23 protein-coding genes, 8 tRNA genes and 1 other RNA gene are annotated in these 24,410 nt (G+C 34.9%); 8 read left to right on the top strand and 24 right to left on the bottom strand.

Annotated elements, in window-relative coordinates; all coding sequences use genetic code 11:
• Positions 1 to 799 precede the first annotated feature (799 nt).
• From rplL to tuf, 8 genes are all read right to left on the bottom strand, one after another.
• On the bottom strand, positions 800 to 1,165 hold the full coding sequence (gene rplL / locus B5X64_RS19525; RefSeq protein ID WP_066678612.1) for a 50S ribosomal protein L7/L12: 366 nt from the start codon (positions 1,163 to 1,165) through the stop codon (positions 800 to 802).
• A 48-nt stretch (positions 1,166 to 1,213) separates the two neighbouring features.
• Positions 1,214 to 1,801, bottom strand: a complete 588-nt coding sequence (gene rplJ / locus B5X64_RS19520; RefSeq protein WP_066678611.1) for a 50S ribosomal protein L10 — start codon at positions 1,799 to 1,801, stop codon at positions 1,214 to 1,216.
• 17 nt (positions 1,802 to 1,818) lie between these two features.
• Positions 1,819 to 2,511 (bottom strand): 50S ribosomal protein L1, encoded by a 693-nt coding sequence (gene rplA, locus B5X64_RS19515; protein ID WP_066678609.1) that lies wholly within the window; start codon positions 2,509 to 2,511, stop codon positions 1,819 to 1,821.
• 11 nt (positions 2,512 to 2,522) lie between these two features.
• Positions 2,523 to 2,969, bottom strand: coding sequence for a 50S ribosomal protein L11 (gene rplK, locus B5X64_RS19510; protein WP_034679146.1), 447 nt, complete (start codon positions 2,967 to 2,969; stop codon positions 2,523 to 2,525).
• A 419-nt stretch (positions 2,970 to 3,388) separates the two neighbouring features.
• Positions 3,389 to 3,931 carry a transcription termination/antitermination protein NusG gene (gene nusG, locus B5X64_RS19505; protein ID WP_079466819.1) on the bottom strand — a complete coding sequence of 181 codons (543 nt, stop codon included), beginning with the start codon at positions 3,929 to 3,931 and terminating at the stop codon, positions 3,389 to 3,391.
• Between the two features lie 18 nt (positions 3,932 to 3,949).
• Positions 3,950 to 4,156 carry a preprotein translocase subunit SecE gene (secE, locus tag B5X64_RS19500; protein ID WP_079466818.1) on the bottom strand — a complete coding sequence of 69 codons (207 nt, stop codon included), beginning with the start codon at positions 4,154 to 4,156 and terminating at the stop codon, positions 3,950 to 3,952.
• A 12-nt stretch (positions 4,157 to 4,168) separates the two neighbouring features.
• Positions 4,169 to 4,239, bottom strand: a tRNA-Trp gene (locus B5X64_RS19495).
• A gap of 52 nt (positions 4,240 to 4,291) precedes the next feature.
• Complete coding sequence (gene tuf / locus B5X64_RS19490) at positions 4,292 to 5,506, bottom strand: elongation factor Tu (RefSeq protein ID WP_076452082.1); 1,215 nt, start codon at positions 5,504 to 5,506, stop codon at positions 4,292 to 4,294.
• 247 nt (positions 5,507 to 5,753) lie between these two features.
• Here tuf and B5X64_RS19480 point away from each other — a divergent pair, with 247 nt between their 5' ends.
• A complete protein-coding gene (locus B5X64_RS19480) occupies positions 5,754 to 7,256 on the top strand; it encodes a DUF4394 domain-containing protein (protein WP_079466817.1) in 1,503 nt (500 codons plus the stop codon).
• Positions 7,257 to 7,352: 96 nt separating this feature from the next.
• On the opposite strand, the gene B5X64_RS19475 is transcribed toward B5X64_RS19480, so the two are convergent.
• The 16 genes from B5X64_RS19475 to rpsU all read right to left on the bottom strand — a co-directional run bounded on the left by B5X64_RS19475 (position 7,353) and on the right by rpsU (position 18,461).
• On the bottom strand, positions 7,353 to 10,454 hold the full coding sequence (locus B5X64_RS19475) for an efflux RND transporter permease subunit (RefSeq protein WP_079466816.1): 3,102 nt from the start codon (positions 10,452 to 10,454) through the stop codon (positions 7,353 to 7,355).
• Positions 10,455 to 10,654: 200 nt separating this feature from the next.
• A complete protein-coding gene (locus tag B5X64_RS19470) occupies positions 10,655 to 11,737 on the bottom strand; it encodes an efflux RND transporter periplasmic adaptor subunit (RefSeq protein WP_079466815.1) in 1,083 nt (360 codons plus the stop codon).
• A gap of 7 nt (positions 11,738 to 11,744) precedes the next feature.
• Positions 11,745 to 12,986, bottom strand: coding sequence for a TolC family protein (locus B5X64_RS19465; RefSeq protein ID WP_079466814.1), 1,242 nt, complete (start codon positions 12,984 to 12,986; stop codon positions 11,745 to 11,747).
• Positions 12,987 to 13,303: 317 nt separating this feature from the next.
• Positions 13,304 to 14,668 carry a HAMP domain-containing sensor histidine kinase gene (locus B5X64_RS19460; RefSeq protein WP_079466813.1) on the bottom strand — a complete coding sequence of 455 codons (1,365 nt, stop codon included), beginning with the start codon at positions 14,666 to 14,668 and terminating at the stop codon, positions 13,304 to 13,306.
• Positions 14,669 to 14,709: 41 nt separating this feature from the next.
• Positions 14,710 to 15,390, bottom strand: coding sequence for a response regulator transcription factor (locus B5X64_RS19455; protein ID WP_079466812.1), 681 nt, complete (start codon positions 15,388 to 15,390; stop codon positions 14,710 to 14,712).
• Positions 15,391 to 15,556: 166 nt separating this feature from the next.
• Positions 15,557 to 15,931, bottom strand: a complete 375-nt coding sequence (locus B5X64_RS19450; protein ID WP_079466811.1) for a hypothetical protein — start codon at positions 15,929 to 15,931, stop codon at positions 15,557 to 15,559.
• Between the two features lie 81 nt (positions 15,932 to 16,012).
• A tRNA-Thr gene (locus B5X64_RS19445) sits at positions 16,013 to 16,084 on the bottom strand.
• A gap of 40 nt (positions 16,085 to 16,124) precedes the next feature.
• A tRNA-Gly gene (locus tag B5X64_RS19440) sits at positions 16,125 to 16,197 on the bottom strand.
• A gap of 87 nt (positions 16,198 to 16,284) precedes the next feature.
• Positions 16,285 to 16,365 (bottom strand) — tRNA-Tyr (locus tag B5X64_RS19435).
• 20 nt (positions 16,366 to 16,385) lie between these two features.
• Positions 16,386 to 16,459 (bottom strand) — tRNA-Thr (locus B5X64_RS19430).
• Positions 16,460 to 16,552: 93 nt separating this feature from the next.
• Positions 16,553 to 16,625, bottom strand: a tRNA-Gly gene (locus tag B5X64_RS19425).
• Positions 16,626 to 16,723: 98 nt separating this feature from the next.
• Positions 16,724 to 16,804 (bottom strand) — tRNA-Tyr (locus tag B5X64_RS19420).
• A 20-nt stretch (positions 16,805 to 16,824) separates the two neighbouring features.
• Positions 16,825 to 16,898, bottom strand: a tRNA-Thr gene (locus B5X64_RS19415).
• 107 nt (positions 16,899 to 17,005) lie between these two features.
• Positions 17,006 to 17,296, bottom strand: a complete 291-nt coding sequence (locus B5X64_RS19410) for an HPF/RaiA family ribosome-associated protein (protein ID WP_079466810.1) — start codon at positions 17,294 to 17,296, stop codon at positions 17,006 to 17,008.
• A complete protein-coding gene (locus B5X64_RS19405) occupies positions 17,293 to 18,180 on the bottom strand; it encodes a tyrosine-type recombinase/integrase (protein WP_079466809.1) in 888 nt (295 codons plus the stop codon). The genes B5X64_RS19410 and B5X64_RS19405 overlap by 4 nt, the downstream gene beginning before the upstream one ends.
• An 83-nt stretch (positions 18,181 to 18,263) precedes the next feature.
• On the bottom strand, positions 18,264 to 18,461 hold the full coding sequence (gene rpsU / locus B5X64_RS19400) for a 30S ribosomal protein S21 (protein ID WP_034723363.1): 198 nt from the start codon (positions 18,459 to 18,461) through the stop codon (positions 18,264 to 18,266).
• A gap of 148 nt (positions 18,462 to 18,609) precedes the next feature.
• Here rpsU and ssrA point away from each other — a divergent pair.
• The 7 genes from ssrA to B5X64_RS19365 all read left to right on the top strand — a co-directional run bounded on the left by ssrA (position 18,610) and on the right by B5X64_RS19365 (position 24,409).
• Positions 18,610 to 19,011, top strand: a transfer-messenger RNA (tmRNA) gene (gene ssrA / locus B5X64_RS19395).
• A gap of 284 nt (positions 19,012 to 19,295) precedes the next feature.
• Positions 19,296 to 19,478: a hypothetical protein gene (locus B5X64_RS19390; RefSeq protein ID WP_056012959.1), complete on the top strand. Its 183-nt coding sequence runs from the start codon at positions 19,296 to 19,298 to the stop codon at positions 19,476 to 19,478.
• A 226-nt stretch (positions 19,479 to 19,704) separates the two neighbouring features.
• Entirely contained in the window at positions 19,705 to 20,574 is an 870-nt protein-coding gene (locus tag B5X64_RS19385; RefSeq protein ID WP_056028928.1) for a DUF3347 domain-containing protein, read from the top strand.
• A 21-nt stretch (positions 20,575 to 20,595) separates the two neighbouring features.
• Complete coding sequence (locus tag B5X64_RS19380; RefSeq protein WP_228419028.1) at positions 20,596 to 21,108, top strand: DUF305 domain-containing protein; 513 nt, start codon at positions 20,596 to 20,598, stop codon at positions 21,106 to 21,108.
• Positions 21,109 to 21,147: 39 nt separating this feature from the next.
• Positions 21,148 to 21,807 carry a DUF3347 domain-containing protein gene (locus B5X64_RS19375; protein ID WP_063969326.1) on the top strand — a complete coding sequence of 220 codons (660 nt, stop codon included), beginning with the start codon at positions 21,148 to 21,150 and terminating at the stop codon, positions 21,805 to 21,807.
• Between the two features lies 1 nt (position 21,808).
• A complete protein-coding gene (locus B5X64_RS19370) occupies positions 21,809 to 22,279 on the top strand; it encodes a heme-binding domain-containing protein (protein WP_063969327.1) in 471 nt (156 codons plus the stop codon).
• A gap of 90 nt (positions 22,280 to 22,369) precedes the next feature.
• Positions 22,370 to 24,409 (top strand): copper-translocating P-type ATPase, encoded by a 2,040-nt coding sequence (locus tag B5X64_RS19365; protein WP_063969328.1) that lies wholly within the window; start codon positions 22,370 to 22,372, stop codon positions 24,407 to 24,409.
• Position 24,410: the final 1 nt, after the last annotated feature.

The raw sequence follows: 24,410 nt of genomic DNA, 5'->3' as shown, positions 1-24,410 counted from the left end.
AGAGTTTTTATCAAAATTAAGGGTGGTCAATTTAAACCGAAATTACCTGGTCACTTTGAATTGAAATTGGGTGGTCAATATCACTGGAATTTACATCCTGTGCTGAAAAAAAAGTGATTTGAAAAAGAAAAAGGATGGATAGTTTTACAAATAGGGAACATTTAGAAATCTTGTAGAAACAAAAAAACTTTAACATCATTTTAAAAAATAATTTTTTCCTATTCATGTTCAATTTGTGTCTTACAAAGGTATTGCTTTATTTATTAATTAAGCGTTTGTTTAATTAATTTTTCAATAAAAAACCTCTACAAAAAGAGTAACTTTCAACCACAAAACCAGACCTAAAACAATTGATTTATAACCTATAACTCATTTTTCTTAATTGATTAACAACAATAAATAATACAAAACTTTAATTTCTTTATATTTCCATAAGAAGCAATGATTATTATCAATACACATTAAAAATTGATACATTTATTTTTTTTCCATTCACTCTCATTACCAGCAAATAATTCTACAGAAAAGCACTCTAAAATTTCAGTAGTAATTAAATTGTTATTTTACTTTAAAATAATACTTTATAAAAAATAGCCACTTCAAAGTGAAATGGCTACTCTATTAAAAAAATTAATTAATCATGTCAACTACTGCTTAGCTCCAAAAAAACATTCTCTACATTGAAAACAGCAAGCAGAATATTGAAGCATCTTTGAAGTGACTCAATTTTCAAATAGAGTATATAAAAAAAAGCAACTACAAAAAATGTAGTTGCTCTTATATTTTTGAAAGTAAATGATTACTTCAATTCTACTTCAGCACCAGCTTCTTCTAATTGCTTCTTAAGAGCTTCAGCTTCGTCTTTAGAGATACCTTCTTTAATAGCAGAAGGAGCTCCGTCTACGATGTCTTTAGCTTCTTTAAGACCTGCACCAGTTAAATCTTTTACCAATTTAACGATAGCCAATTTAGAAGCACCTGCAGACTTAAGAATTACGTCGAATTCAGTCTTTTCTTCAGCAGCTTCAGCACCAGGACCAGCCATAACAACTGCAGCAGCAGCAGGCTCGATTCCGTACTCGTCTTTAAGGATAGTTGCTAATTCGTTTACGTCTTTTACTGTTAAGTTTACTAGCGTTTCAGCTAAATTTTTTAAATCTGACATTGTTGTAATGTTTTTGTTGATTATTGATTGATTTTTTTGAGAGTCTAATTATTCTGCAGCTGGAGCTTCTCCTTCTGCAGCAGCTTCTGGAGTTTCAGTAGCTGGAGTTTCTTCCACAGCAGGTGCAGCAACTTCTTCAGTTGTAGCTTCTGCAGTTTCAGGTCTGTTTTGAAGAGCAGAAACAACTCTTTGGATTGGAGACTGAAGTAATCCGATGATTTCACCGATCATTTCTTCTCTAGACTTAATGCTTACTAAAGCATCAAGGTTGTTGTCACCAACATAGAAAGTTTCTTGTACGAAAGCTGATTTTAAAGCCGGCTTCTCTTCTTTTTTTCTAAAGTCTTTGATTAATTTTGCTGGAGCGTTAGCCGTTTCAGCAATCATTAATGCAGAGTTACCTTTGAAAGTTTGGAACATTTCAGAGTAATCTACTCCTTCAATTTGCTCCATTGCTTTTTGCAAAAGTGTATTTTTTACCACTTTTACTTTGATATTTTGTTTGAAAGCTTGTCTTCTGAAGTCAGAAGCTTTAGCAGCATTCAAACCATCTAGATCTGCTACATAAACTACTTTTGCATCCTGAAGCAAGTCTTTGATCTCTTGTATCGCTACAACTTTTTGGTCTTTTGTCATTGTCTTAAGGATTATAATTAGTTAACAGATTTAGTATCGATTGCAATACCAGGGCTCATTGTAGAAGACAAATAAATGCTTTTTACATAAACTCCTTTTGCAGCAGTTGGCTTCATTTTGATCAAAGTAGAGATCAATTCTTGAGCATTTTCCTTGATTTTAGCAGCATCGAAAGATACTTTACCAATACCAGCGTGGATAATACCGTATTTGTCTACTTTAAAGTCAATTTTACCAGCTTTCACTTCAGTTACTGCTTTACCAATTTCCATAGTAACAGTACCTGATTTAGGGTTAGGCATCAAACCTCTTGGTCCTAATACTCTACCTAAAGGTCCTAATTTACCCATAACAGCTGGCATAGTAACGATAACGTCAACATCCGTCCAACCTTCTTTTATTTTTTGTAAATATTCGTCAAGACCTACATAATCAGCACCAGCTGCTTTAGCTTCAGCTTCTTTATCTGGAGTTACTAAAGCCAAAACTTTAACATCTTTACCAGTACCGTGAGGAAGAGATACTACACCTCTTACCATTTGGTTTGCTTTTCTTGGATCTACACCCAATCTTACAGCGATATCTACAGAAGCATCAAACTTTGCAGTGTTCACCTCTTTTACAAGAGCAGAACCTTCTTCAAGGTTATAGATTCTTCCTTTTTCTACTTTGCTTAAAGCTTCTTTTTGCTTTTTAGTTAATTTTGCCATTTCTATTAGTTTTAAGCGTTAAAAGTTGGTTTAGTTCCTGTTACTCTTAATCCCATAGATCTAGCAGTACCCGCTACCATAGAAACCGCAGAATCCATAGTAAAACAGTTAAGGTCAGTCATTTTGTCTTCAGCGATTTTCTGAACTTGAGCCCAAGATACAGCACCTACTTTGTTTCTGTTTGGTTCTCCAGAACCACCCTTAATTTTAGCCGCATCCATTAACTGGATCGCTGCAGGAGGAGTTTTGATTACGAATTCAAAAGATTTGTCTTCGTACACTGTAATTACTACAGGTAAAACTTGTCCTGGCTTATCTTGGGTTCTTCCGTTAAACTGCTTACAAAACTCCATGATGTTCACCCCTGCAGAACCCAATGCTGGACCTACTGGTGGAGATGGGTTTGCTGCTCCTCCTTTTACTTGGAGCTTAACCATTTTAAAGACTTTTTTAGCCATTTTTTGTTTTTTAAATTGAATAATTAATGAGTTTGGAAGCATTTATTATTCAGCAGGTTACCGCACTCACATAAAGTAAACCTACTTTTAGGACTGCAAAATTATGAAATATTTTTGAATTAGCAAATACTTAACTTGTTAAAATTCAGAAATTAATAATAAAAAAATTATAACTTTCTTGTTTATAATTATAATACTATCAACGTTAGAAATTTTATAAACAATATGAAAAGAAATTTATTTGAACTTCAAAGTCCTATTCTAAAAGAAATCATTATTTATTTAAAATAAAAATTCATTATAATCTTTGTTATCTTTAATCCCAATAACACGAATACGCATCAATTCAGAATTTTGATATCAAAACAAAAAATACCGTTCAAATTTTGAACGGTATTGATATTTTATAAAGGTATAAGTTATACTTTTTCTACTTGCATGTAGCTCAACTCCATTGGAGTTTTTCTTCCGAAAATTAAAACTGATACTTCTACTTTCTTCTTATCTTCAAGAATTTTTTCTACAGTACCGTTGAATCCGTTGAAAGGACCATCGACTACTTTTACATTCTCTCCAACAATGAATGGAACTTCTGCATCTGTAGCAAATTCTGAAAGCTCATCCATTCTACCCAGCATTCTGTTAACCTCTGATTTTCTCATCGGTACAGGATCTCCTCCTTTGGTTAAACTTAAGAAAGAAATTACACCTGGAATATTTTTTATAACGTGAGGAATCTCTCCCATCAACTCTGCTTCTACCATCAGGTAACCTGGATAGTAAGGTCTTTCTTTAGGAACTTTTTTTCCGTTTCTAAGCTGAATCACCTTTTCCATAGGAATAACCACCTGAGTAACATATTGCTCAAACCCTAAACGTTTGATCTCTGTCTCAATATAGTTTTTCACTTTATTTTCCTGTCCGCTGATTGCTTTCAGCACATACCATTTCAATTCGCTCATTATGGAAAATAGTTTTTATTAGTTGAAGCTGTTAATTAGTATTCCTAAGATATTGCTGATTGATTTTGAAAACAATTCATCAACACCAAAAGTAAATAATGCTAAAATGACAGTAGCAACAGTAACTACAATTGTAGAAGACTGCAAGTCTGACCATTTTGGCCATTCAACTTTATGCCTGAATTCGTTATAAGAACCTTTTAAAAAATCGATAAATGAACTCATAATTTATATTTGCACGGGCACAAGGATTCGAACCCTGATCAACGGTGTTGGAGACCGGTATCCTACCATTGGACGATGCCCGTAGATTAAAAGTTCCGTAAGTTTCCTTACGGAACTTTAATTATTTTAAGATGATTAGTCTAAGATTTCAGTAACCTGACCTGAACCAACTGTTCTACCTCCTTCTCTGATCGCAAATCTAAGACCTACGTTAAGAGCGATTGGTTGTAACAATTCTACAGTGATCTCTAAGTTATCACCAGGCATTACCATTTCTACACCTTCTGGTAAGAAGATTTCACCTGTAACGTCAGTAGTTCTTACATAGAACTGAGGACGGTATTTGTTGTGGAATGGAGTGTGACGTCCACCTTCTTCTTTAGAAAGGATATAAACTGAAGCTTTGAATTTCTTGTGAGGCTTCACAGAATCTTTCTTAGCGATAACCATACCTCTCTTGATGTCAGTTTTTTCAATACCTCTCAACAATAGACCTACGTTATCTCCAGCTTCACCTCTATCAAGGATTTTTCTGAACATTTCAACTCCTGTAATAGTAGAAGTTAATTTTTCTTCACCCATACCGATGATATCTACAGGATCTCCTGTATTGATAATACCAGCTTCGATTCTACCAGTTGCAACAGTACCTCTACCTGTAATAGAGAATACGTCTTCGATTGGCATCAAGAATGGCTTATCAGTATCTCTTGGCGGCTGCTCGATCCACTCGTCAACAGCATCCATTAATTGCTCAACAGATTTGAACCATTGGTCATCAGTCTTAGCACCTCCTTCTGCAGTAGCAGCAGTAAGAGCACCTAAAGCAGAACCTTGAATTACTGGAGAGTTATCTCCGTCGAATTCGTAAGTAGACAATAAGTCTCTTAATTCCATTTCAACTAACTCTAACAATTCAGCATCGTCTACCATGTCAACTTTGTTCATGAAAACAACGATTCTAGGTACGTTTACCTGACGACATAGAAGGATATGCTCTCTAGTTTGAGGCATTGGTCCGTCTGTAGCAGCACATACAACGATAGCACCATCCATCTGAGCAGCACCCGTTACCATGTTCTTTACGTAATCCGCGTGACCTGGACAGTCAACGTGAGCATAGTGTCTTTTTTCAGTTTCGTATTCAATGTGAGCAGTATTAATAGTAATACCTCTTTCTTTCTCTTCAGGAGCAGAGTCAATAGCAGAGAAATCTTTCTTCTCAGCAAGACCTTTGCTAGCTAGTACAGCAGAAATAGCTGCAGTAAGTGTAGTTTTACCATGGTCAACGTGACCAATAGTACCAATGTTCAAGTGTGGTTTGTTACGATTAAACGTTTCCTTTGCCATGATTTAAATTATTTATTTTATTGTTATTCAAATTTTCGGTGTGCAAATATAATGAATTTTTATATACCAAAATCTTTTTATCCAAAAAAATTTCACAATCAAACCCACAAACTCGCAAACCTCATCTATTTCTGTAAACAGAGTTGCAAATTTAAACAAAAAAATGGATTAAAAAAAAGTGTTTGTAAAAATCCGCAGATAATTTTCTTTCGTATATCACATCAGAGATCCTTTAAAATAAATTATTATGAAAAAACTATTTAACTTTTGCATGGCTACATTTGCCATTGTCTCGTTATTATCATGTGATAATGAAGATGTTAACATAATGCCCGAAGAGCCAACCACGGCTCCCGATCTGATGGTATATGCTTTAACAGAAAATAATCAATTGGTAACTTTTAATACCAATAACTCTTCAACATTTACTTCTACAAAACCCATTATGGGAATTCCATCAGGAGAAAAACTGCTAAGTATTGATTTCAGACCGGCAACCGGCGAGCTCTATGCTGTATCTAATGCAAGCAAGTTTTATATTATTAATACTTCTACCGCTTCTACCAGAATGGTAAGTACAACGTCTTTTTCACCTGTAATCTCAGGAATCGTTGCTTCAATTGATTTTAATCCTACTGTAGACAGAATAAGATTAGTAACCAACACCGGACAAAATCTACGTTTACATCCTGAAACGGGTGCTATTGCAGCTACTGACACGAATATTGTAACCACTTCTTCCATTATGGGAATTGCTTACACCAACAGTGTTTCGGGAGCAGCTTCTACGATTTTATATGACCTTGATGCTACTGCAGGAAAACTTTTTAAACAAGATCCTCCAAATAACGGAACTTTAGTAGAAGTAGGAAGTCTGGGTATCACTTTTACAGGACAAGCTGCATTCGATATCAATCCTGATAATACTTTGGCAGTAATGGCGGCTACAACCGGTACACAAAACAGTCTATATACTGTAAATTTAACCAACGGAAAAGCGACAAGTCTTGGAAATCTTTCACAAAAAGTAATCGATTTGGCAATTCCTACAAATCCTGTTGCTTATGCAGTTGACAATGCTAATTCATTACAAATCTTTAATCCTAATAATCCTCAACCTGTAACAAAAGCAATTACCGGACTTCAATCTGGAGAAAATATTTTGGGTATTGATTTCAGACCTTTAAACGGACAATTGTACGCATTAGGAAGCTCAAGCAGAATTTACACCATCAATCTAGGAAATGGTGCAGCAACCGCAGTCGGAACACAGCTTCCTACTTTATTGGCAGGAACTGAGTTTGGTTTTGATTTTAACCCAATCGTTGATAAAATAAGAGTAGTAAGCAATACCGGACAGAATTTAAGGCTAGATCCTGTAACCGGAGGAATCACTGCAACAGACGGCGTAATTAATCCGGGAACGCCTACTTTGGGTGCAGCGGCTTACACCAACAACTTTGCGGGCGCAACGACTACTTCGTTATTTGTAATTGATCATTCTACTGACAAATTATATCTACAAAACCCACCCAACAATGGAACTTTGATTGAGCAGGGATCTTTAGGCATCAATATCGACGGTGCAAATGGTTTCGATATTGGAAGTACAAGCCAAAAAGCTTATTTGGTAGCTACTACAGCCGGAACTACAAAAATTTATACCGTGAATACAACTAATGGCTCTGCCACATCGTTAGCTAATTATCCCAATTCTGTAAGAGGTTTTACAGTAGGACTTGGTTTCTAAAATAGAAATTCAACATAGTTTTAATATTTATTAAAGAAGCGCTGAAAAATTAATTTTTCAGCGCTTCTAACTATATAATGTAAATGAAAGATAATTTTAAATAATTTCTATTGTTTTCTTTGTTCGGTTAAAGATCCAGAAGATAATTGGGAAAATTAACAGGGTTAAAAGAGTTGCCGTAATCAAACCTCCGATAATGACAATTGCCAAAGGTTTTTGAGATTCAGAACCTATTCCGGTAGATAATGCTGCAGGTAATAATCCGATCGATGCCATTAAAGCAGTCATAATGACGGGTCTTGTTCTGGATTTTACTCCATTAAAAACAGCTTCATCCAGTTTGAGGCCATCTTTGATATTTTGATGGAACTCTGTAATTAAAATCACTCCGTTCTGAATACAGATTCCCAGTAAAGCAATCATCCCAACTCCGGCAGAAATTCCGAAATTCATTTTGGTCACATGCAATGCGATGATTCCGCCAATTAAAGCAAACGGTACATTCGCCAAAACCAAAAGTGAATCTTTCATGTTTCCAAAAAGGATAAATAGCAGGAAAAATATCCCTAAAATACTGATGGGTACTACTTCTGTTAAGCGTGCTGTTGCTCTTTGTTGGTTTTCAAACTGACCGGTCCAGCCTACTTTATAGCCTTCCGGAAGATTAATTTTTGCCACTTCTTTCTGTGCATCAGCAATGGTTCCTCCCAAATCCCGGTCACGAATCGAGAATTTAATTCCAATATACCGTTTGATATCATCACGATAAATAAATGCTGCTCCATTATTTTTTTCAATATTTCCAACTTCCTTCAATGGAATCATCGTTCCTTCCTGCGTAGGAATCATTAGTGAAGCAATATCATTTTCATCTTTTCTATATTCGTGAGAATATCTCAAACGAATCGGGAATTTTCTTTCGCCATCATACATTTCTGAAGCTGTTTTCCCACCAAAAGCCATTTCCAGAACAGTTTGCGCATCTTCCGGCATTACACCATATGCTGCCATTTTATTTCTGTCCCAAACCACATTTACTTCCGGTTGACCGATATTTTTAATAATTCCGGCATCACGTACTCCGTCAACATCTTTTATTGATTTTAAAACTTTATCAGCCAGTTCATCCAAAGTCTGAAGATTGTCACCATAAATTTTAATTCCGTTTTCAGCTTTAAAACCGGCAACCGCTTCAGCAACGTTATCAGAAATCGGCTGAGAATAATTAAATGTTATTCCCTGATAATTGCTGAGTTTTTTATCAATTTCTTCGGTGAGTTGTTCATAGCTAATCTTTCTTTTCCACTCATCTTTAGGTTTAAGATTTACGGCAAACTGTACAAATCCGAATCCGTTCGGGTCAGTTCCGTCGTTGCTTCGTCCGGTTTGCGCCAAAACATCGGTCACCTCAGGAACGCTCATAATATCTTTCTTTAAAATATCGGCAGTCTTCAAAGATTCTTTTAAAGATGAGCTCATTGGCATTTCTGCAGTAATCCAAAGTGAACCTTCATTTAATTGAGGTAAGAATTCTGTTCCCAAAAATTTCCCTGAAAATAAAGTCACTGCTACAAATGAGATTGAAATAATTAAGCTTAATTTTTTATTCTTAAATGTAAATTTGAAACCATTCAACACAATCCTGTCCCAAAAATTCACAAATGGGTTGTTCTTCTCTCTTACATTTTTATTTAAAAGCAAATGCGTTAAAACAGGAACCAAGGTCAAAGTAAAAATCAAAGCTCCCAACAATGCAAAACCAAGGGTAAATGCTAAAGGTGAAAACATTTTACCTTCCACTTTCTGGAATGAGAAAATCGGAATTAACGAGGTGATGATAATTAATTTTGAAAAGAAAATAGCTTTTCCTAAACCTGTTCCGGTTTGTTTGATCCAGCCTGCTTTTGCGAGCTTATTAAATCTTTCAGTACCGTATTTTTTGGCTTTATGGTCGAGCATTACGAAAATTCCTTCAACCATGACGACGGCTCCGTCAATGATAATTCCGAAATCTACCGCTCCCAATGACAGTAAATTGGCGCTCATTCCTGCTATTTTTAAACATAAAAATGCAAAAAGCAAAGACAGAGGAATGATGATGGAAACAATTAAAGTCGTTCGCCAATCTGCCATAAAAATCAACACAATTACCGTAACAAGGATGATTCCTTCCATCAAATTGTGCATCACGGTTTCTGTGGTAAAATCCATCAGATTATCACGGTCGTAGAATGTGACCATTTTTACATCTTTAGGAAGAATCTTTTCGTTAAGCTCTTTAATTTTAGCTTTCACGCCTACCAAAACTTCACGCGGATTCTCTCCTTTCCTCATCACGACAATTCCTTCTACGGTATCGTCCTGATTGTTTAATCCAGCCTGCCCCACTCTCGGTCGCGAACTTTCATGAACCTCAGCAACATATTTTACCAAAATAGGGTTTCCGCTGTCATTATGAATGGTAATATTGCCAATATCGTCTATCGACTGTACCAAACCAATTCCTCGTACAACATAGGCTTGGCCGTTTTTTTCGATAACATCACCACCTACATTCAGATTACTTTTTGTCACTGCTTCATAAACCTGCAGCGGTGTTAAATTATATTTATCTAAAGCTCTCGGATCGATACTCAACTCAAAAACTTTATCCTGACCTCCGAAAACATTGATGTCTGCAACTCCCGGAACACCACGAAGCGCTCTGTCGATGACCCAGTTCTGTAAAGTGAGAAGTTCGCGGGAATCTTTTTTCTTGCTTTCTAAAGTATATCTGAAAATTTCTCCGGTTGGTCCATAAGGAGGTTGCACTTCGGGATCAATTCCTTCGGGAAGGCTTACATTTCGAAGCTGATTGTTGACCATATTTCTGGCAAACATATCATCAACCCCGTCATCAAAGAGAATTTTAACAATGGAAAGCCCAAACATTGTGGTACTTCGCACACTTGTTTTTTTCTGAACCGGACTCATCGCCAGTTCAATCGGTGTGGTGACAAAACGTTCTACTTCTTCGGCACTTCTGCCATCCCATTGGGTAATGATTACGATTTGCGTATTGGTAACATCAGGAAAAGCTTCAATCGGCATATTTTTGAAACTTATAAATCCTGCAACTGCCAAAATCGCAACCCAAATAAAGGTAAAAGCCTTATTTTTAAGTGAAAACGATATTATATTTTTTATGAATTTATTCATGTGAATAGATGTTAGATATTAGGTTTTTAGTTTTCAGGCTAATCTCTAATGTTTAATTGTATCTAAATGATTTAAAAACCATTAAGAAAATAGAATGGTAAAGCTGAATTAAAGCGCATCAAAAAGATGACTTAGCTTTGGTTAAATAAAGGTTAATTTTAATCGCTTATGTATTCAAAATATCTTAATGGTTTGGTAAATTAATTTTTTAGAGAGCGATAGATTAACAGCTGATTATTGGTAATTACGTTCTCACCTTCCGAAAGGCCTTCTGAAATATAAGTGACCTCACCAAGCTGTTTTAAAACCTGAATTTCTTTAATCTTTACATTAGTTCTCGATTTGAAAACCACAACATAACTTCTGTCATCATCAAAAATCACGGCTTTTGAAGGAATAGAAAGGGCCATTTTATTTTCAGATTTTGAAACTTTAATCGTTGCTTTACTATCCGGAATCAACAATCCGTTCGCATTATCCAAAACAACTCTTGCCTGCATTGCATTGGTTTCAGGATCGATAATTTTGAATATTTTATCAATTTTCCCGTCAAAAACTTTATTCGGATAAGACAATGTAGAAACCTGAGCTGGCATTCCAAGGCTTATTTTGTCGATATCCGCTTCATTGATATTCATAATTGCCCAAACATTTGTGGTATTGGCAACATCAAAAATATTTTCACTTCTGTCACTTCTCAGCTGCATATCTTTATTGATGTCTTTATGAACAATATAACCGCTGATTGGTGCCAAAACACTGTAAATATTTCCGTTCTTCACATTGTAGACCGTGCTTACTGCAGATGCTCTCTGCATTTGGTCTTCTGCTTTCTGAAGCTGGCTTTTTGCTTCAAGTACATCTCTTTCTGTATTCAGCTTTCCTTCGTACATTTCCCTTGCAACACGAAGATTGTTTTTAGCAACTTGCAAATCGGTTCTTGCATCACTTACATCTTTTTGTACTTCTGCCAATTCGGTACTTCTTATGGTTGCCAAAACCTGCCCTTTTCTTACATAATCTCCCAGTTCCACATTCACACTCATTACATTTCCTCCGACCAACGGAAAGACATCGATATAAGAATTTCTATCAGCAGAAATTTTACCGTAAAAACTGTAAGAATCTTCTATATTTCTGTTCTCAACTTTCGCTGTAGAAATTGATTCCAGCATTGTATTGCTCAGTTCAAAACCTTTTGGTTCGGGAGTTTTTGGAGCTTCAGGCTTTGAGCATGACCATAAAAGCAAAGCTGAAAACAAGGGTATAATTATTTTTTTCATTGTATTGTTAATAGAAGATTTTGGTTTGTACTAATTGATTAAGCTGAATGGCAGATTCCATCAAATCATTTTTCATATCATAGATCTGTAATGCGGTTTGGCGATAGCTTTCCATGAAATCTGTAAACTCGATCAGACTGATATTTCCGTTTCTGAAATTTTTAAGCATTCCGTCATAAACAAGATCAAGATTACTTAAGTCTGTTGCTTTTATCTCCGCTAACTGATCATATTGGGTTTTCCAGATTTGAAATGCAGATTGTACTTTCGTTTCTAAATTGAGTTTTTGAAATTCTGCGTTTTTCTGATTCTGCTTGATGGCGTAATTGGCCTTTTCTACATTTCCTTTATTGCTTTTCCATAATGGAATGGGAATTCCGACCTTCAGATTAATTTCATTATTAAAAGTACCTGAAGCCTGATCGTATTCTGCACCGACATTCAAATCGGGAACATTCAACGATTTTTGCCACTGCGCATATAATTTAGAATTATCAATCAGTTTTAGAATAAATAAATAATCTGCATTGTTTTCTAGCGCTTTTCTTTTCAATTCATCATTATCGCCGAAAGGCTGTGCCGTCAAAACCAGTTTGGCTTCTTCTTCTGAAATCTCAGGCTCGATATTTTCTGTAATTCCGGTAAGCACTTTAAGATTCTGCTCAAACTCCAAAAGATTTTTATTGATATTTACTTTATCATTATTCAACTGAATAACGATACTTTGAAGCCTCACTTCATCTTTCAGCGAAACATTTCCTTTTGCAGACTGTACTTTGTACGCTTTCAAAAGATCGTTCATATACCCCAATTGCTTGTTGGTATTTTCAAGCTTGAGTTTTTCGTAATAAAGATTGTAATAATTGGTGTGAAGCTGAGTTCTCAACTCTACCAAAAGCTGTGAAAACTGTAATTGAGCCAATTCTTTATTAGATTTTGCAAAAGCGATTTCGTTTTTCTTTTTCCCACCCATATAAATCAGTTGGGTAACTTCGAAACCTTTTGCTCTTCCTGCATCCAAAACTCTTTTGTCTTGGGGATTGTAAGCATTGATATAGCCACTCATCTGCGGAAGTTCCCAGATTTTCGCCTGCAAAATATCTGCATCTGCCATATTGATGCTGTATTGCTCGGCAAGAAGCTGAAGATTGTTTTGCTGAAAGGCATTTTCGCACTCCAAAAGCGACATTTGCTGCTGCGCCGATATCACCGAAGAAATAACCACGAACAGTCCTGCAATTTTGTTCATTCTCTCAATTTTGATGACAAAAGTGCGGCTGCTCGATTAAAACGAACTTAAAGGAGGCTTAAAAAAAAATTAAATTTGGTTTTGGGAGGGAATGAAAATATTTTCTGAACTATTAATTTGGAACCATTAAGGGAATTTAAGAAGTTAAGTTTTATTAAGAAAAATCAATAGATTTTAAAATGATAAATACTTAAAGTGAAGCTCAGCTTAATATGCTCAACTCCTTAATAAATCTTAATGGTTTATTATTTATCCTGCAGATTGCACAGATTCTATTTAAAAAAGCGAAAAAATTTGAATATAATATTTTAAAAGTCTCACTTATTAAAAATCACGCTAAACTTGTTCATATTCTCATTAGGAGAATTATATTCAATTTTTGCATTATGATATTCTAAAATTCTTTTTGCGATTCGAAGTCCAAGACCGGAGCCGGAAATATTCTGAGAATTATTTCCGCGCATAAAAGCTTCAAAAAGTTTTGGCTGTTCTTCTTCTGAAATGGTATTCCCTTCTGAAAATACATCTACTGAAAGATAAGTTTCATTTTCGGTAATTAAAATTTTCACATCAGCATTATCAGAATAGACTGCAGCATTTTTCAATAAATTTATAAAGACAATATCTAAAAGCGATTGAACTCCATTAATTATAAGAAAAGCATTTTCCTGCGTTTCCTCAGAAATAAGAAAGTCCATTTTAAGATTGGGATAGCTTTTCTGCACCCGGTCGAACGATTCAAAAATCACTTCATCAATTCTTACTTCTTCATAAATACTCTGAATATTTTCTTTATCGAATTTTGTGAGAAGTAATAAAGAATTCGTAAGATCAGACAATTGATACACATCTTTCAACATCTGTTTAAGAGCGGAAAGAGTTTCAGGAGAATGCTGCTCGAGTTTAATTAAATTTTCCAACTGAAAAGCCATTCTTGTAATCGGTGTCCTAATTTCGTGGGACGCACTTGCCGTAAAATCTTTTTGTGACTGAAAAACGTCATTCAATCTTACGATCATCGTATTAAAAGACTGCGCCAAAATGCTGATCTCGTCATTTGACTGCTCCACCGGGATTTGTGTTGTCAGTTTATGAGCGGTGACCTCAGAAATTTCTTTGTTCAAATCTTCCAAAGGACGAAGAAATTTCCCCATGAAATAATAACTAAAAAAACCAATCAGTAAAGTGCAGGTAATAAAAGCGGTAATTAAAAGATATTTCAAATACTCAAGCTTCGATTTTCCGTTGGTATCGTACGCACTGGTGAGAATGTAATAATTTTCTCCATTGATGTTTTTTAAAGCTGCATATACTTCCGGAACCGTTTCTTCGTTGTAAATGTCTTTTTTCTTATCGAGCTCGGTAAGAAGTTCTTTACTCCAGGTTACTTTTTGATCTTTTATGGTGCTGTAGATTAACTCTTTTTGACCATTAAAAATTAAAATGGTTTCATTGAGAAGAAAATTATCTGAGTTTTCATTAAAAAAGATAGGCGCTTCGTTCTCAAAATTTTTAGATTTCGAAATAAAATTGGTAGTAAACCCTAATCGCCTTACAAATCGGTCTTTAAACTCTTCCCTGCGGAAATCATTAAACGAAATATAAATAATGATCAAAACAACCCCAAAAAGCAGGGAAAACGAAACACTTAAGGTAAGCGCAATCTTTCTTTTTAAAGACATTTAGATGGTTTTTAGTTATCCGTTATTAGTTGTTGGTTACTTTATAAAGGATTTAGATAATAACCAAAACCTGATCTGGTGTGAATCAACTTTACTTTATATTCTTTATCGATCTTTTTTCTTAGAAAATTGATGTAAACTTCTACCGTATTGGTATTGGTGTTAAAATTATGTTCCCAGACATTTTCGGTAATCTGTTGTTTAGAAACCGTTCTACCCTGCGCTTCTGCAAGATAAACAAGAAGCTGAAATTCTTTTAAGGTCAAAGCGATTTCGTTTCCTGCACGGAAAACTTTTTGTTCGGTTTTATTGATAATTAAATCATCAATCCTTATAATATCTAAATCTATATTGTCTGAAGGGACTTTTCTTCTTAAAAGAGAATTCATTCGAAGTAATAATTCTTCAAACTGAAAAGGCTTCACCAAATAATCATCTGCCAATCTCGTAAAAGCATCTTTCTTATCGGAAATATCTCCATAAGCCGAAATAATAATAATCGGTGTATTTTTATCGAAAGAGCGAATGGTTTGGCAAACATCTAGCCCATTAACTTTTGGGACATTAATGTCTAAAAGATACAGATCGTAGCTGCTATTCTTTATCTGGCGGAGAAAAGTTTCACCATCATAAATTCTATCACAGGTAAAATGATTTGATTCTAAAAATTTACTCAATTCTGCCGAAAGAATAAGGTCATCTTCTAATAAGAGAATGTTCATCAACAATATATTTATTACGAATTTAATGAAAATTTCAAGATGATTTGTTGGAATTAATTTGATAGAACCTTTAAGTTTAATTTTCAGATTTCCTAAAGACTTCTTTCTAAAGTCTTTTAAACCTTATATTATGATTGATTAAAATAATATTAAACTTTACATGTAATCACTTTATTTTTTCATAATAGTGGTTACTATCTGCATTTAATATTATTCTAAGTTCTTCATTAATTTTATTGGTAAAGTACGTATTATAAATTGAACCTTTTCCAAAATCCGAATATTTCAATATAATCCTTCGAGTAAGTCCGTTTTCAGTAACAAAGGTGCCATTTCCATAAAATTTACTTGTAAAGCTACCGTCTTTATGTAAAATTAATGTGTCAGGTTCGTGCGGTGCTTCAACACAACAGACAGCAGCATCATAATTCATATTTGCGTATTTACCAAAACAGTCATTAGAGCCGACAGGGAAGTCAATATTTAAAATAATTATTAAACATATTAGTATTAAAATGATAATTAAGATATATTTTTTCATCAATTAAAAATAATCTTTAATTGTAAATAAGTCGTCAATATTTAGGCAAAAAAAATCCCGAAGAAATCGGGATGAAAAGTGAGCCAACTACGGGACTTGAACCCGTGACCTCTTCCTTACCAAGGAAGCACTCTACCGCTGAGCTAAGTCGGCCTAAACAAAAAAATCACACTATAGAGTATGATTTTTGTTGAGCGAAAGACGAGGGTCGAACTCGCGACATTCAGCTTGGAAGGCTGACGCTCTACCAACTGAGCTACTTTCGCAATTTTGTTTCCAAAATTATTGGTTAACGTTGTGCAAATCTAAGGAAAAACCTTTAAAACTTGCAAGACTTTTTTTAATATAAAATGTGGGGAGAGCAGGATTCGAACCTGCGAAGCCGAAGCAACTGAGTTACAGTCAGTCCCATTTAGCCACTCTGGAATCTCCCCAGATATTTTATATTAAATTGAGCCTCCAGAGGGACTCGAACCCACGACCTGCTGATTACAAATCAGCTGCTCTAGCCAGCTGAGCTACGGAGGCAATTTAAAACTAAAACTGTACGCTTTCAGAGAAATTCTACTCTGCGCTATGACAGCTGTTAAAAAAATCACGCCTAATGCGGTGTGAAATTTGAGCGAAAGACGAGGGTCGAACTCGCGACATTCAGCTTGGAAGGCTGACGCTCTACCAACTGAGCTACTTTCGCAATTTTGTTTCCAAAACTATTGGTTAACGGTTTGCAAATCTAGAAAAATTATTCCGAACCTGCAAGACTTTTTTTTAATTATTTTTTAATATAAAATGTGGGGAGAGCAGGATTCGAACCTGCGAAGCCGAAGCAACTGAGTTACAGTCAGTCCCATTTAGCCACTCTGGAATCTCCCCAGATATTTTATATTAAATTGAGCCTCCAGAGGGACTCGAACCCACGACCTGCTGATTACAAATCAGCTGCTCTAGCCAACTGAGCTATGGAGGCAAAATTAAAAAGATTTCAAAAGATCGATGTTCTTTTTTGCGATTGCAAATATAGAACAGATTTTTTGAAATCTCAAACTTTTTATCAAAGTTTTTTTACTTTTTTTACTATGCTAGTTCTTTTTTCTTGATTAACAGTTTCTTAGCCGCATCAACACAAAGATCTAAACTTTCTTCAAAACTCGAAGATGTCTTTTTTACTACAATATCATCACCTGGAACGACCAAAATCAATTCGCTGGTTTTATTTATTTTGTCTGCATTGTTTTCAACTTTCAAAAAAACTTTACATTCCTGAATTTTGTCATAAAAAGTACCTAGTTTACTTACTTTTTTGTCTACATGTGACTCTAGTGGTTCGTGTGGAGTTAAGCCGATTGCTTGTACTGAAATCTTCATAATTCTTCTTTTTTAATTGCTCTTGGATGAGACTGATTAAACACTTTTTTCAACTGTTCAATATTGGCATTAGTGTACACTTGTGTGCTTGCAAGACTTGAATGACCCAATATTTTTTTAACTTTTGATATCTCTGCCCCATTATCTAAAACATGCGTCGCGAAGCTGTGCCTTAAAATATGAGGACTTCTTTTTTGTTTAGAAGTTATAAGACTAAGGTACTTATTAACTACTACATAGACAAATTTTTCTGTGAGTTTTTTTCCCTTTTTATTGATAAAAAAATAAGACTTAAATTCCTCTTGTGGTTTTCGTATCTTACAATAGTCTTTAAGCAAAGAACTCAAATTTTCAGAAATCGGTATATATCTTTCTTTATTACCTTTTCCTAAAATTTTCAGCTCATTTTCTTCTAAGTTCACTCGTTCAAATATTAAGCCACAAAGTTCGGATTTCCTAATTCCGGTTTGGTATAAAACTTCAACAATAGATTTTTCAAGCAAATCTTCTACATTAGAAAAAATTTCATCCTGCAAGACCTCCATTTCTTCCTGAGAGATGGGAATTTGCTTTTCGGGATAAAATTTTAATGAAGATATACTTTCAACCGGAGAAACTTCAATTTCGCCTAGTTTTAGAAGGAATAGATAAAAACTGCGAAGCGTAGAAAGCTTTCGATTGACCGTTCTTTTGGAAATCCCGTTTTCACTAAGCTCAACAACAAAATTTCTTATTATCTTTTTATCGACTTTAAGTAAATCTTCTGACGATTCGGTTTTAAGATAAAAAGAATAAAAATCGTCAAGATCTCGACGATAACTTATAATGGTATGAGGCGAATACCTTTTTTCAAACTGTAAATAATCTAAAAATTTATTTCGCATTTTGGTAAGTATAAAAAACAAAAAAATCACTTCTCAAATATAACTATTTAAGAAGTGATTCAGTATGTGTTTAAGAAAATTTCTTAAGCTTGCTCTTCCTTGCTTAATCCTCTTTGCTTATAAGCTGCTTTCAGCCTAGATTGTCTAAGAGTTACAGAAGGCTTAATAAAAGCTTGTCTAGATCTTAATTGACGAACTGTACCAGTTTTATCAAATTTTCTCTTGTATTTTTTAAGTGCTCTATCGATGGATTCACCATCCTTTACAGGTATTATTAACATAATTTACATCTCATTTTGGATTGCAAAACTAAAGGTTTTTTGTGAAACTACAAAACTATCTATGCTTAAATTTTATTTTTTTACAAAAGTTACTTCAAAGTGAATTTAATTTTAACAAAAAAAACGTATATTTGCATTACTAATCTATGGGGTTGACTGGTTTCGACAGCAAGACCAATGGGTAAGTAAGCATGCAGAGAACCGTAGCGCGATCTCTTTAATCCCTTGCTACAAAATTTTAACTGGCAACGAAGAGTTCGCTCTTGCAGCTTAATATCGAAGTATAGTAGATCAAGCGTTTTCCCGAAGATTTCAGTAGGGAAGCAAGATGTCTCACAAATGCTCTGTTTTGCGGCGTTTGATTCTGAGATATAGTAATGCAGAAATAAGGTTTTGGAAGCTTCGGCCAAGACTCGAAAACTTTAGAAGATAAGATATAAGTTGGGTGTTTGCTCTCTGCTTATATTCGAAAACCAATAGCAAAATAAGCATGTAGAAATCTTATGTATTGCTTGTTTGGACGAGGGTTCGAATCCCTCCAACTCCACTTAAAACCCTGTAAATTACTGATTTACAGGGTTTTATTTTTAAAGATGCTAGTGTAGGTGCTATATTAAATTCTATTTTATTAAGAATTATCAAATAATTACCATCATACTTTGCCAATGATAACAAATCTAGCTCTCTTATTGCATTTACTTAAATAAAATAATCATATTATAACTATCAAAAAGAAATAATTTCATAATTTTGTTGTGTTGAAAACTTTTAGTAAACATATCAGCTTTATTATCTTACTATGTTTGGGCTTTTTTCTAATTCCCAGCTTAAGCTATGCTTGTGCAAAAAAAACAGCTAATACAGAACAGAAAAGTTGCTCTAAAGATCAATATTCAAAATCAGAACATAAAAGCAGATGTAAGAATCAGTCCTGTACTAAGTGCAACGATGGTCACGACTGCAACGGTAAGTGTAAACACAGTTCTTGCAAATGTAGCACTTCTTCATCTTCATTAAGTTTACCTATACTGGTAGATATAAAAACAGAAAACCACTTTGCAGAAATTAAAACGCAAAAATTCGGTTTCAAACAAACCTATTATTCTTCGGGTTACCATTCTTTTTGGCAACCGCCTAAAATAGGATAAAACTATGGCTTGTTAGCCACAGTTACGTCTTGTCGAGAACTAAATCCGGTTTTCGCAATCCTTTTATATATCTTATTAATTTTAAAATTTTCAAAATGAAGTCAATATCAAAAATATTGATGGTAATCACCGTATTACTATCAGCAGTAAACAGTTTTGCACAAATCAAAAATGCAAAAACAGAAACCGTAAAAATATATGGTAACTGTGATATGTGTAAAACCACAATTGAAAAAGCAGGAAACGTAAAAAATGTAGCCACAGTAGAATGGAATAAAGACACCAAAATGGCTACACTTAAATACGATGATAAAAAAACAAGCCAGGATGAAATACTGAAACGTATTGCTTTAGCAGGGTACGACAGCGAGAAATTTTTAGCTCCAGATGATGTATATGCTAAACTATCCGGATGCTGCCAATACAACAGAGAATTAAAACCAGTTGCAAAAGTTGAAGTTGCAAATATGGATATGAAAGCAGAACACGGTAACCACAACTCAAAAGAAATGACAACTACCCAAAATGCACCACAACTGAAAGCAGTTTTCGATAATTATTTTTCTGTGAAAGATGCTTTGGTGAAAACCGACGCAGGTACTTCATCCGCAAAAGCTTCTGAACTGATAAAAGCAATTAAAGCAGTAGAAATGACAAAACTTTCCAACGAAGAACATACCGTTTGGATGAAAGTAATGAAAGATTTAACTGCTAATTCAGAAAAAATTGCAGTAGCAAAAGATGTTACCAAACAAAGAGAAATTTTCGCTTTACTGGCTAATAATATGTACGAATTAGCCAAAGTTTCAAAACAAGAAACACCTGTTTATTATCAGCATTGCCCAATGTACAATAATGGTAAAGGAGCAAATTGGCTAAGCAAAGAAGAAGCAATTAAAAATCCGTATTACGGCTCCAAAATGCTTACTTGCGGAAGCGTACAGGAAACTATTAATAACAAATAAAACGCAATTGTTATGGAAAGTATGGAAAACCAACACGAAATACAACACAATCATAAGAATGAAAAGCATAATACTAATCATTCTTTAGCAATGTACAAACGCTTTACTGTAATGGCTGTTGCTATGTTCATAGCTATGTACTTCATTATGTATGCTATGATTGACGGCTTACAGAACCTTATCCTGAACATCAATAATTTATATATGACATTGCTGATGATTTCTGCAATGTTGATCATAGAACTATTGATAATGAAAGGAATGTATGAAAACAAAAAAATCAACTGGGCAATCATAACGGTTTCCTTTGCGATTGGCATCTTTTCTTGGTTTGGTATTCGGGAGCAAATAAATGTGGGCGATAAGGAATTTGTAAAAGGGATGATACCGCATCACGCAGCCGCATTATTAATGTCTGAAAAAGCAAAGCTTACCGACCCCGAATTAATTGAGCTACAAAAGAACATACTGGAAACACAAGCAAAGGAAATCGAATTTATGAAGCGAAAGCTGAAAGAATTTGAAAACAAGTAAACAACAAAAATTTCTTTAATAACATTAAATAGCATTAAAATGAAAAATATATTTTTCTCCATCATCGCAATGGCAACGGTTGCAACAATAACAGTTTCGTGCAATCAGTCTTCAAAAAAAAACAACGAGCAAGCTAATAATAGTACAGCGGTACTTGAAACTCAAGATTTGTCATCATCAGCACAAAGTGACACAGCAGCTATCGTTACTTCAAGGGATACAGTATCTCAAAAGGTGGAAAAATCTGCTAAAAAAGAGCAAGCACAAAATTTCTCTATTGAACCCATTGTAAAGGATTATCTGGCTTTAAAAAATGCACTCGTTGCTGACAATGACAAAGCAGCTGCTAATGCAGGAAAACAACTTTTTGCCACTTTAAGCAAGGTGGATATGAAAAACGTACCCGCCAAAAAGCATAAAGAGTTTATGGATATTTTCGAAAATGCTAAGGAAAATGCAGAACACATTGGCGACAATGCTGGCAAAATAGACCATCAAAGAGAGCATTTAGCATCATTAAGTAAAGACGTTTCCGACCTTATTACACTGTTTGGAACTACTCAAAAATTATATCAGGATTATTGTCCGATGTACAATGACAGTAAAGGTGCGGTTTGGATTAGCGAAGCCAAAGCTATCAAAAACCCCTACTATGGTAGTAAGATGCTTAGCTGTGGCTCTGTAAAAAAAGAGTTCTAAAATGAAGAAAGTATTAAAGATAATATTGGCAATACTGCTGTTTATTTTTATTGCAATTCAGTTTTATCAGCCTGCCCTTAATGTAGATAAGGGGCAGGTTTACACGGCCGATTTTTCGAAAGTTTATACCGTTCCGCCAAATGTGCAAAACATCTTACAAAATGCCTGTTACGATTGTCATAGCAACAATACCAATAATGTTTGGTATTCCAACATTCAACCAATGGCGTGGCTGATGAAAAAGCATATTGATAACGGCAAGGAACAATTAAACTTTAGTGAGTTTGGCAGTTTTAGTAGTCGAAGGCAAATAAGTAAATTGAGAGCAATAGCAAACCAAATTAAAGACGAAGAAATGCCTTTAGGTTCTTATAAAATAATGCACAGAAATGCACAGCTCTCAAAAGAGCAAAAAAGTTTGTTAATGAATTGGATGAACAAAAAAGCAGACAGCCTTTCAACAGAAAATTGAAAGCAATGCACAAAATCAAAAAAATATTAATCAGCACTTTTAAAGCAATCTATATTCGCAAAAAAGATTGTTGCAAATAAAATTATTTATATGGAACATCAACATGAAGTAAAAAAAGAAGACCACGCAGGGCATGACATGAGCAATATGAATCATGGAGCAAACCCATCAATGGGGATGGCAGGTCATAATCATCATGCCATGATGATTGCAGATTTTAAAAAGCGATTTTATATAGTACTAATACTTACTATCCCGATTATGCTTTTATCAGAAATGATACAGCATTGGATAGGTGTTAATTGGCAATTTGGAGGTTCGCAATACATCCTGTTTGCATTATCAACAGTGGTATTTTTGTATGGAGGATTTCCGTTCTTAAAAGGATTAGTTGACGAAGTAAAAGCAAAGAATCCTGGCATGATGTTTTTAATTGGTTTCGCAATTACCGTTGCCTACACCTACAGTGTGGCAATTGTATTTGGTTTGCAGGGCATGGATTTTTTTTGGGAATTGGCAACTCTAATCCTCATCATGCTTTTGGGGCATTGGATAGAAATGAAATCCGTTGCAGGAGCTTCAAAAGAATTAGAATTATTGGTGCAGTTAATGCCAGCCGATGCACACATGGTAATGCCAAACATGGTGCATGATGTGAAGACCGACACATTAAAAAAGAATGATATTATTTTAGTAAAGCCGGGTGAAAAAGTAGCAGCAGATGGAATAATATTAGAAGGCGAAAGTTATCTGAATGAAAGTATGCTTACAGGCGAGAGCAAACCTGTACAAAAAGTAAAAGGCGATAAAGTAATTGCAGGTGCGATCAACGGTAATGGCTCAATAAAGGTTACCGTTTCTCATGCTGCAAAAGACTCTTATTTATCGCAGGTTATAAAGTTGGTTGATGATGCACAAAAATCTAAATCACAAACGCAGCTACTGGCAGACAAAGCGGCAAGGTGGTTAACCATCATTGCATTGGTTACAGGCGTGGCCACATTTTTATATTGGTATCTCACAGGCCAATCATTGGCCTTTGCAATGGAAAGAATGGTAACCGTAATTGTTATTTGCTGCCCTCATGCTTTGGGTTTGGCAGTACCATTGGTTGTTGCAAAATCAACAGCATTATCAGCTAAGAATGGTTTACTTATTAAAAATCGTACAGCGTTTGAAAATTCAAGAAAAATAACCACTATCGTTTTTGACAAGACAGGAACATTAACTGTTGGAAGATTTGAAGTGTCAAAAATTGTATCGCTGCAAAAAGAGTTCAATGAAAATGAAATCATTCGTCTTGCGTCTGCATTAGAACAAAAATCAGAACATCCTATTGCAACAGGCATTTTGCAAAAAGCAAAAGCCCTATCGATCACCATTCCTGAAACGGAAAACTTTAATGCCATAACAGGCAAAGGAGTTGAAGCAATGGTTGAAGGCGAAAAAATATTGATAGTCAGTCCGGGATATTTAAAAGAAAATAATTTAGCAATTCCCGAAGGCTTTAATGCCAACGACACAGAAACGGTTGTGTTTGTAATCGTAAATAATGAGTTGGCAGGTTATATTGCTTTGTCAGATGAAATTCGACCTGAAGCTGCCGAAGCAATAAAGACCTTGAAAGAAAATAATATCAAATCTATTTTACTTACCGGTGATAATAACAAGGTAGCAAAAAGTGTAAGCGATACGTTGGGCATGGATAGTTTTATTGCCGAAGTATTACCACATCAAAAATTAGAAAAGATAAAAGACCTGCAAAGCAATGGCGAATTCGTAGCTATGACAGGTGATGGCGTAAACGATGCACCAGCATTGGCAATTGCAGATGTTGGTATTGCAGTTGGAAGCGGTAGTGATATTGCAGCCGAAACCGCAGGTATTGTTTTAGTAAACAGTAACCCTAAGGATGTTGTAAATCTTATTTTATTTGGCAAAGCCACCTATCGTAAAATGATACAGAATTTAATTTGGGCTACGGGTTACAATGTAATCTCATTGCCTTTGGCAGCAGGTGTTTTGTACAAGCAAGGCATATTGTTAAGCCCAGCCGCAGGTGCGGTTTTAATGACGGTTAGCACAGTTGTAGTTGCAATCAATGCAAGTTTTTTAAAAGTAAAAAAATAAA

Source organism: Chryseobacterium balustinum, assembly GCF_900168205.1.
In the GTDB taxonomy this organism is placed as follows: Bacteria; Bacteroidota; Bacteroidia; order Flavobacteriales; family Weeksellaceae; genus Chryseobacterium; species Chryseobacterium balustinum.
Note: the sequence above shows the minus strand (reverse complement) of the source record. Positions and strands in the feature narration are given on the sequence as shown.

Coding starts and splice junctions, on each gene's coding strand:
- rplL (WP_066678612.1), bottom strand. CDS start 1,165: ATGTCAGATTTAAAAAATTTAGCTGAAACGCTAGTAAACTTAACAGTA.
- rplJ (WP_066678611.1), bottom strand. CDS start 1,801: ATGACAAAAGACCAAAAAGTTGTAGCGATACAAGAGATCAAAGACTTG.
- rplA (WP_066678609.1), bottom strand. CDS start 2,511: ATGGCAAAATTAACTAAAAAGCAAAAAGAAGCTTTAAGCAAAGTAGAA.
- rplK (WP_034679146.1), bottom strand. CDS start 2,969: ATGGCTAAAAAAGTCTTTAAAATGGTTAAGCTCCAAGTAAAAGGAGGA.
- nusG (WP_079466819.1), bottom strand. CDS start 3,931: ATGAGCGAATTGAAATGGTATGTGCTGAAAGCAATCAGCGGACAGGAA.
- secE (WP_079466818.1), bottom strand. CDS start 4,156: ATGAGTTCATTTATCGATTTTTTAAAAGGTTCTTATAACGAATTCAGG.
- tuf (WP_076452082.1), bottom strand. CDS start 5,506: ATGGCAAAGGAAACGTTTAATCGTAACAAACCACACTTGAACATTGGT.
- B5X64_RS19480 (WP_079466817.1), top strand. CDS start 5,754: ATGAAAAAACTATTTAACTTTTGCATGGCTACATTTGCCATTGTCTCG.
- B5X64_RS19475 (WP_079466816.1), bottom strand. CDS start 10,454: ATGAATAAATTCATAAAAAATATAATATCGTTTTCACTTAAAAATAAG.
- B5X64_RS19470 (WP_079466815.1), bottom strand. CDS start 11,737: ATGAAAAAAATAATTATACCCTTGTTTTCAGCTTTGCTTTTATGGTCA.
- B5X64_RS19465 (WP_079466814.1), bottom strand. CDS start 12,986: ATGAACAAAATTGCAGGACTGTTCGTGGTTATTTCTTCGGTGATATCG.
- B5X64_RS19460 (WP_079466813.1), bottom strand. CDS start 14,668: ATGTCTTTAAAAAGAAAGATTGCGCTTACCTTAAGTGTTTCGTTTTCC.
- B5X64_RS19455 (WP_079466812.1), bottom strand. CDS start 15,390: ATGAACATTCTCTTATTAGAAGATGACCTTATTCTTTCGGCAGAATTG.
- B5X64_RS19450 (WP_079466811.1), bottom strand. CDS start 15,931: ATGAAAAAATATATCTTAATTATCATTTTAATACTAATATGTTTAATA.
- B5X64_RS19410 (WP_079466810.1), bottom strand. CDS start 17,296: ATGAAGATTTCAGTACAAGCAATCGGCTTAACTCCACACGAACCACTA.
- B5X64_RS19405 (WP_079466809.1), bottom strand. CDS start 18,180: ATGCGAAATAAATTTTTAGATTATTTACAGTTTGAAAAAAGGTATTCG.
- rpsU (WP_034723363.1), bottom strand. CDS start 18,461: ATGTTAATAATACCTGTAAAGGATGGTGAATCCATCGATAGAGCACTT.
- B5X64_RS19390 (WP_056012959.1), top strand. CDS start 19,296: ATGCTTGTGCAAAAAAAACAGCTAATACAGAACAGAAAAGTTGCTCTA.
- B5X64_RS19385 (WP_056028928.1), top strand. CDS start 19,705: ATGAAGTCAATATCAAAAATATTGATGGTAATCACCGTATTACTATCA.
- B5X64_RS19380 (WP_228419028.1), top strand. CDS start 20,596: ATGGAAAACCAACACGAAATACAACACAATCATAAGAATGAAAAGCAT.
- B5X64_RS19375 (WP_063969326.1), top strand. CDS start 21,148: ATGAAAAATATATTTTTCTCCATCATCGCAATGGCAACGGTTGCAACA.
- B5X64_RS19370 (WP_063969327.1), top strand. CDS start 21,809: ATGAAGAAAGTATTAAAGATAATATTGGCAATACTGCTGTTTATTTTT.
- B5X64_RS19365 (WP_063969328.1), top strand. CDS start 22,370: ATGGAACATCAACATGAAGTAAAAAAAGAAGACCACGCAGGGCATGAC.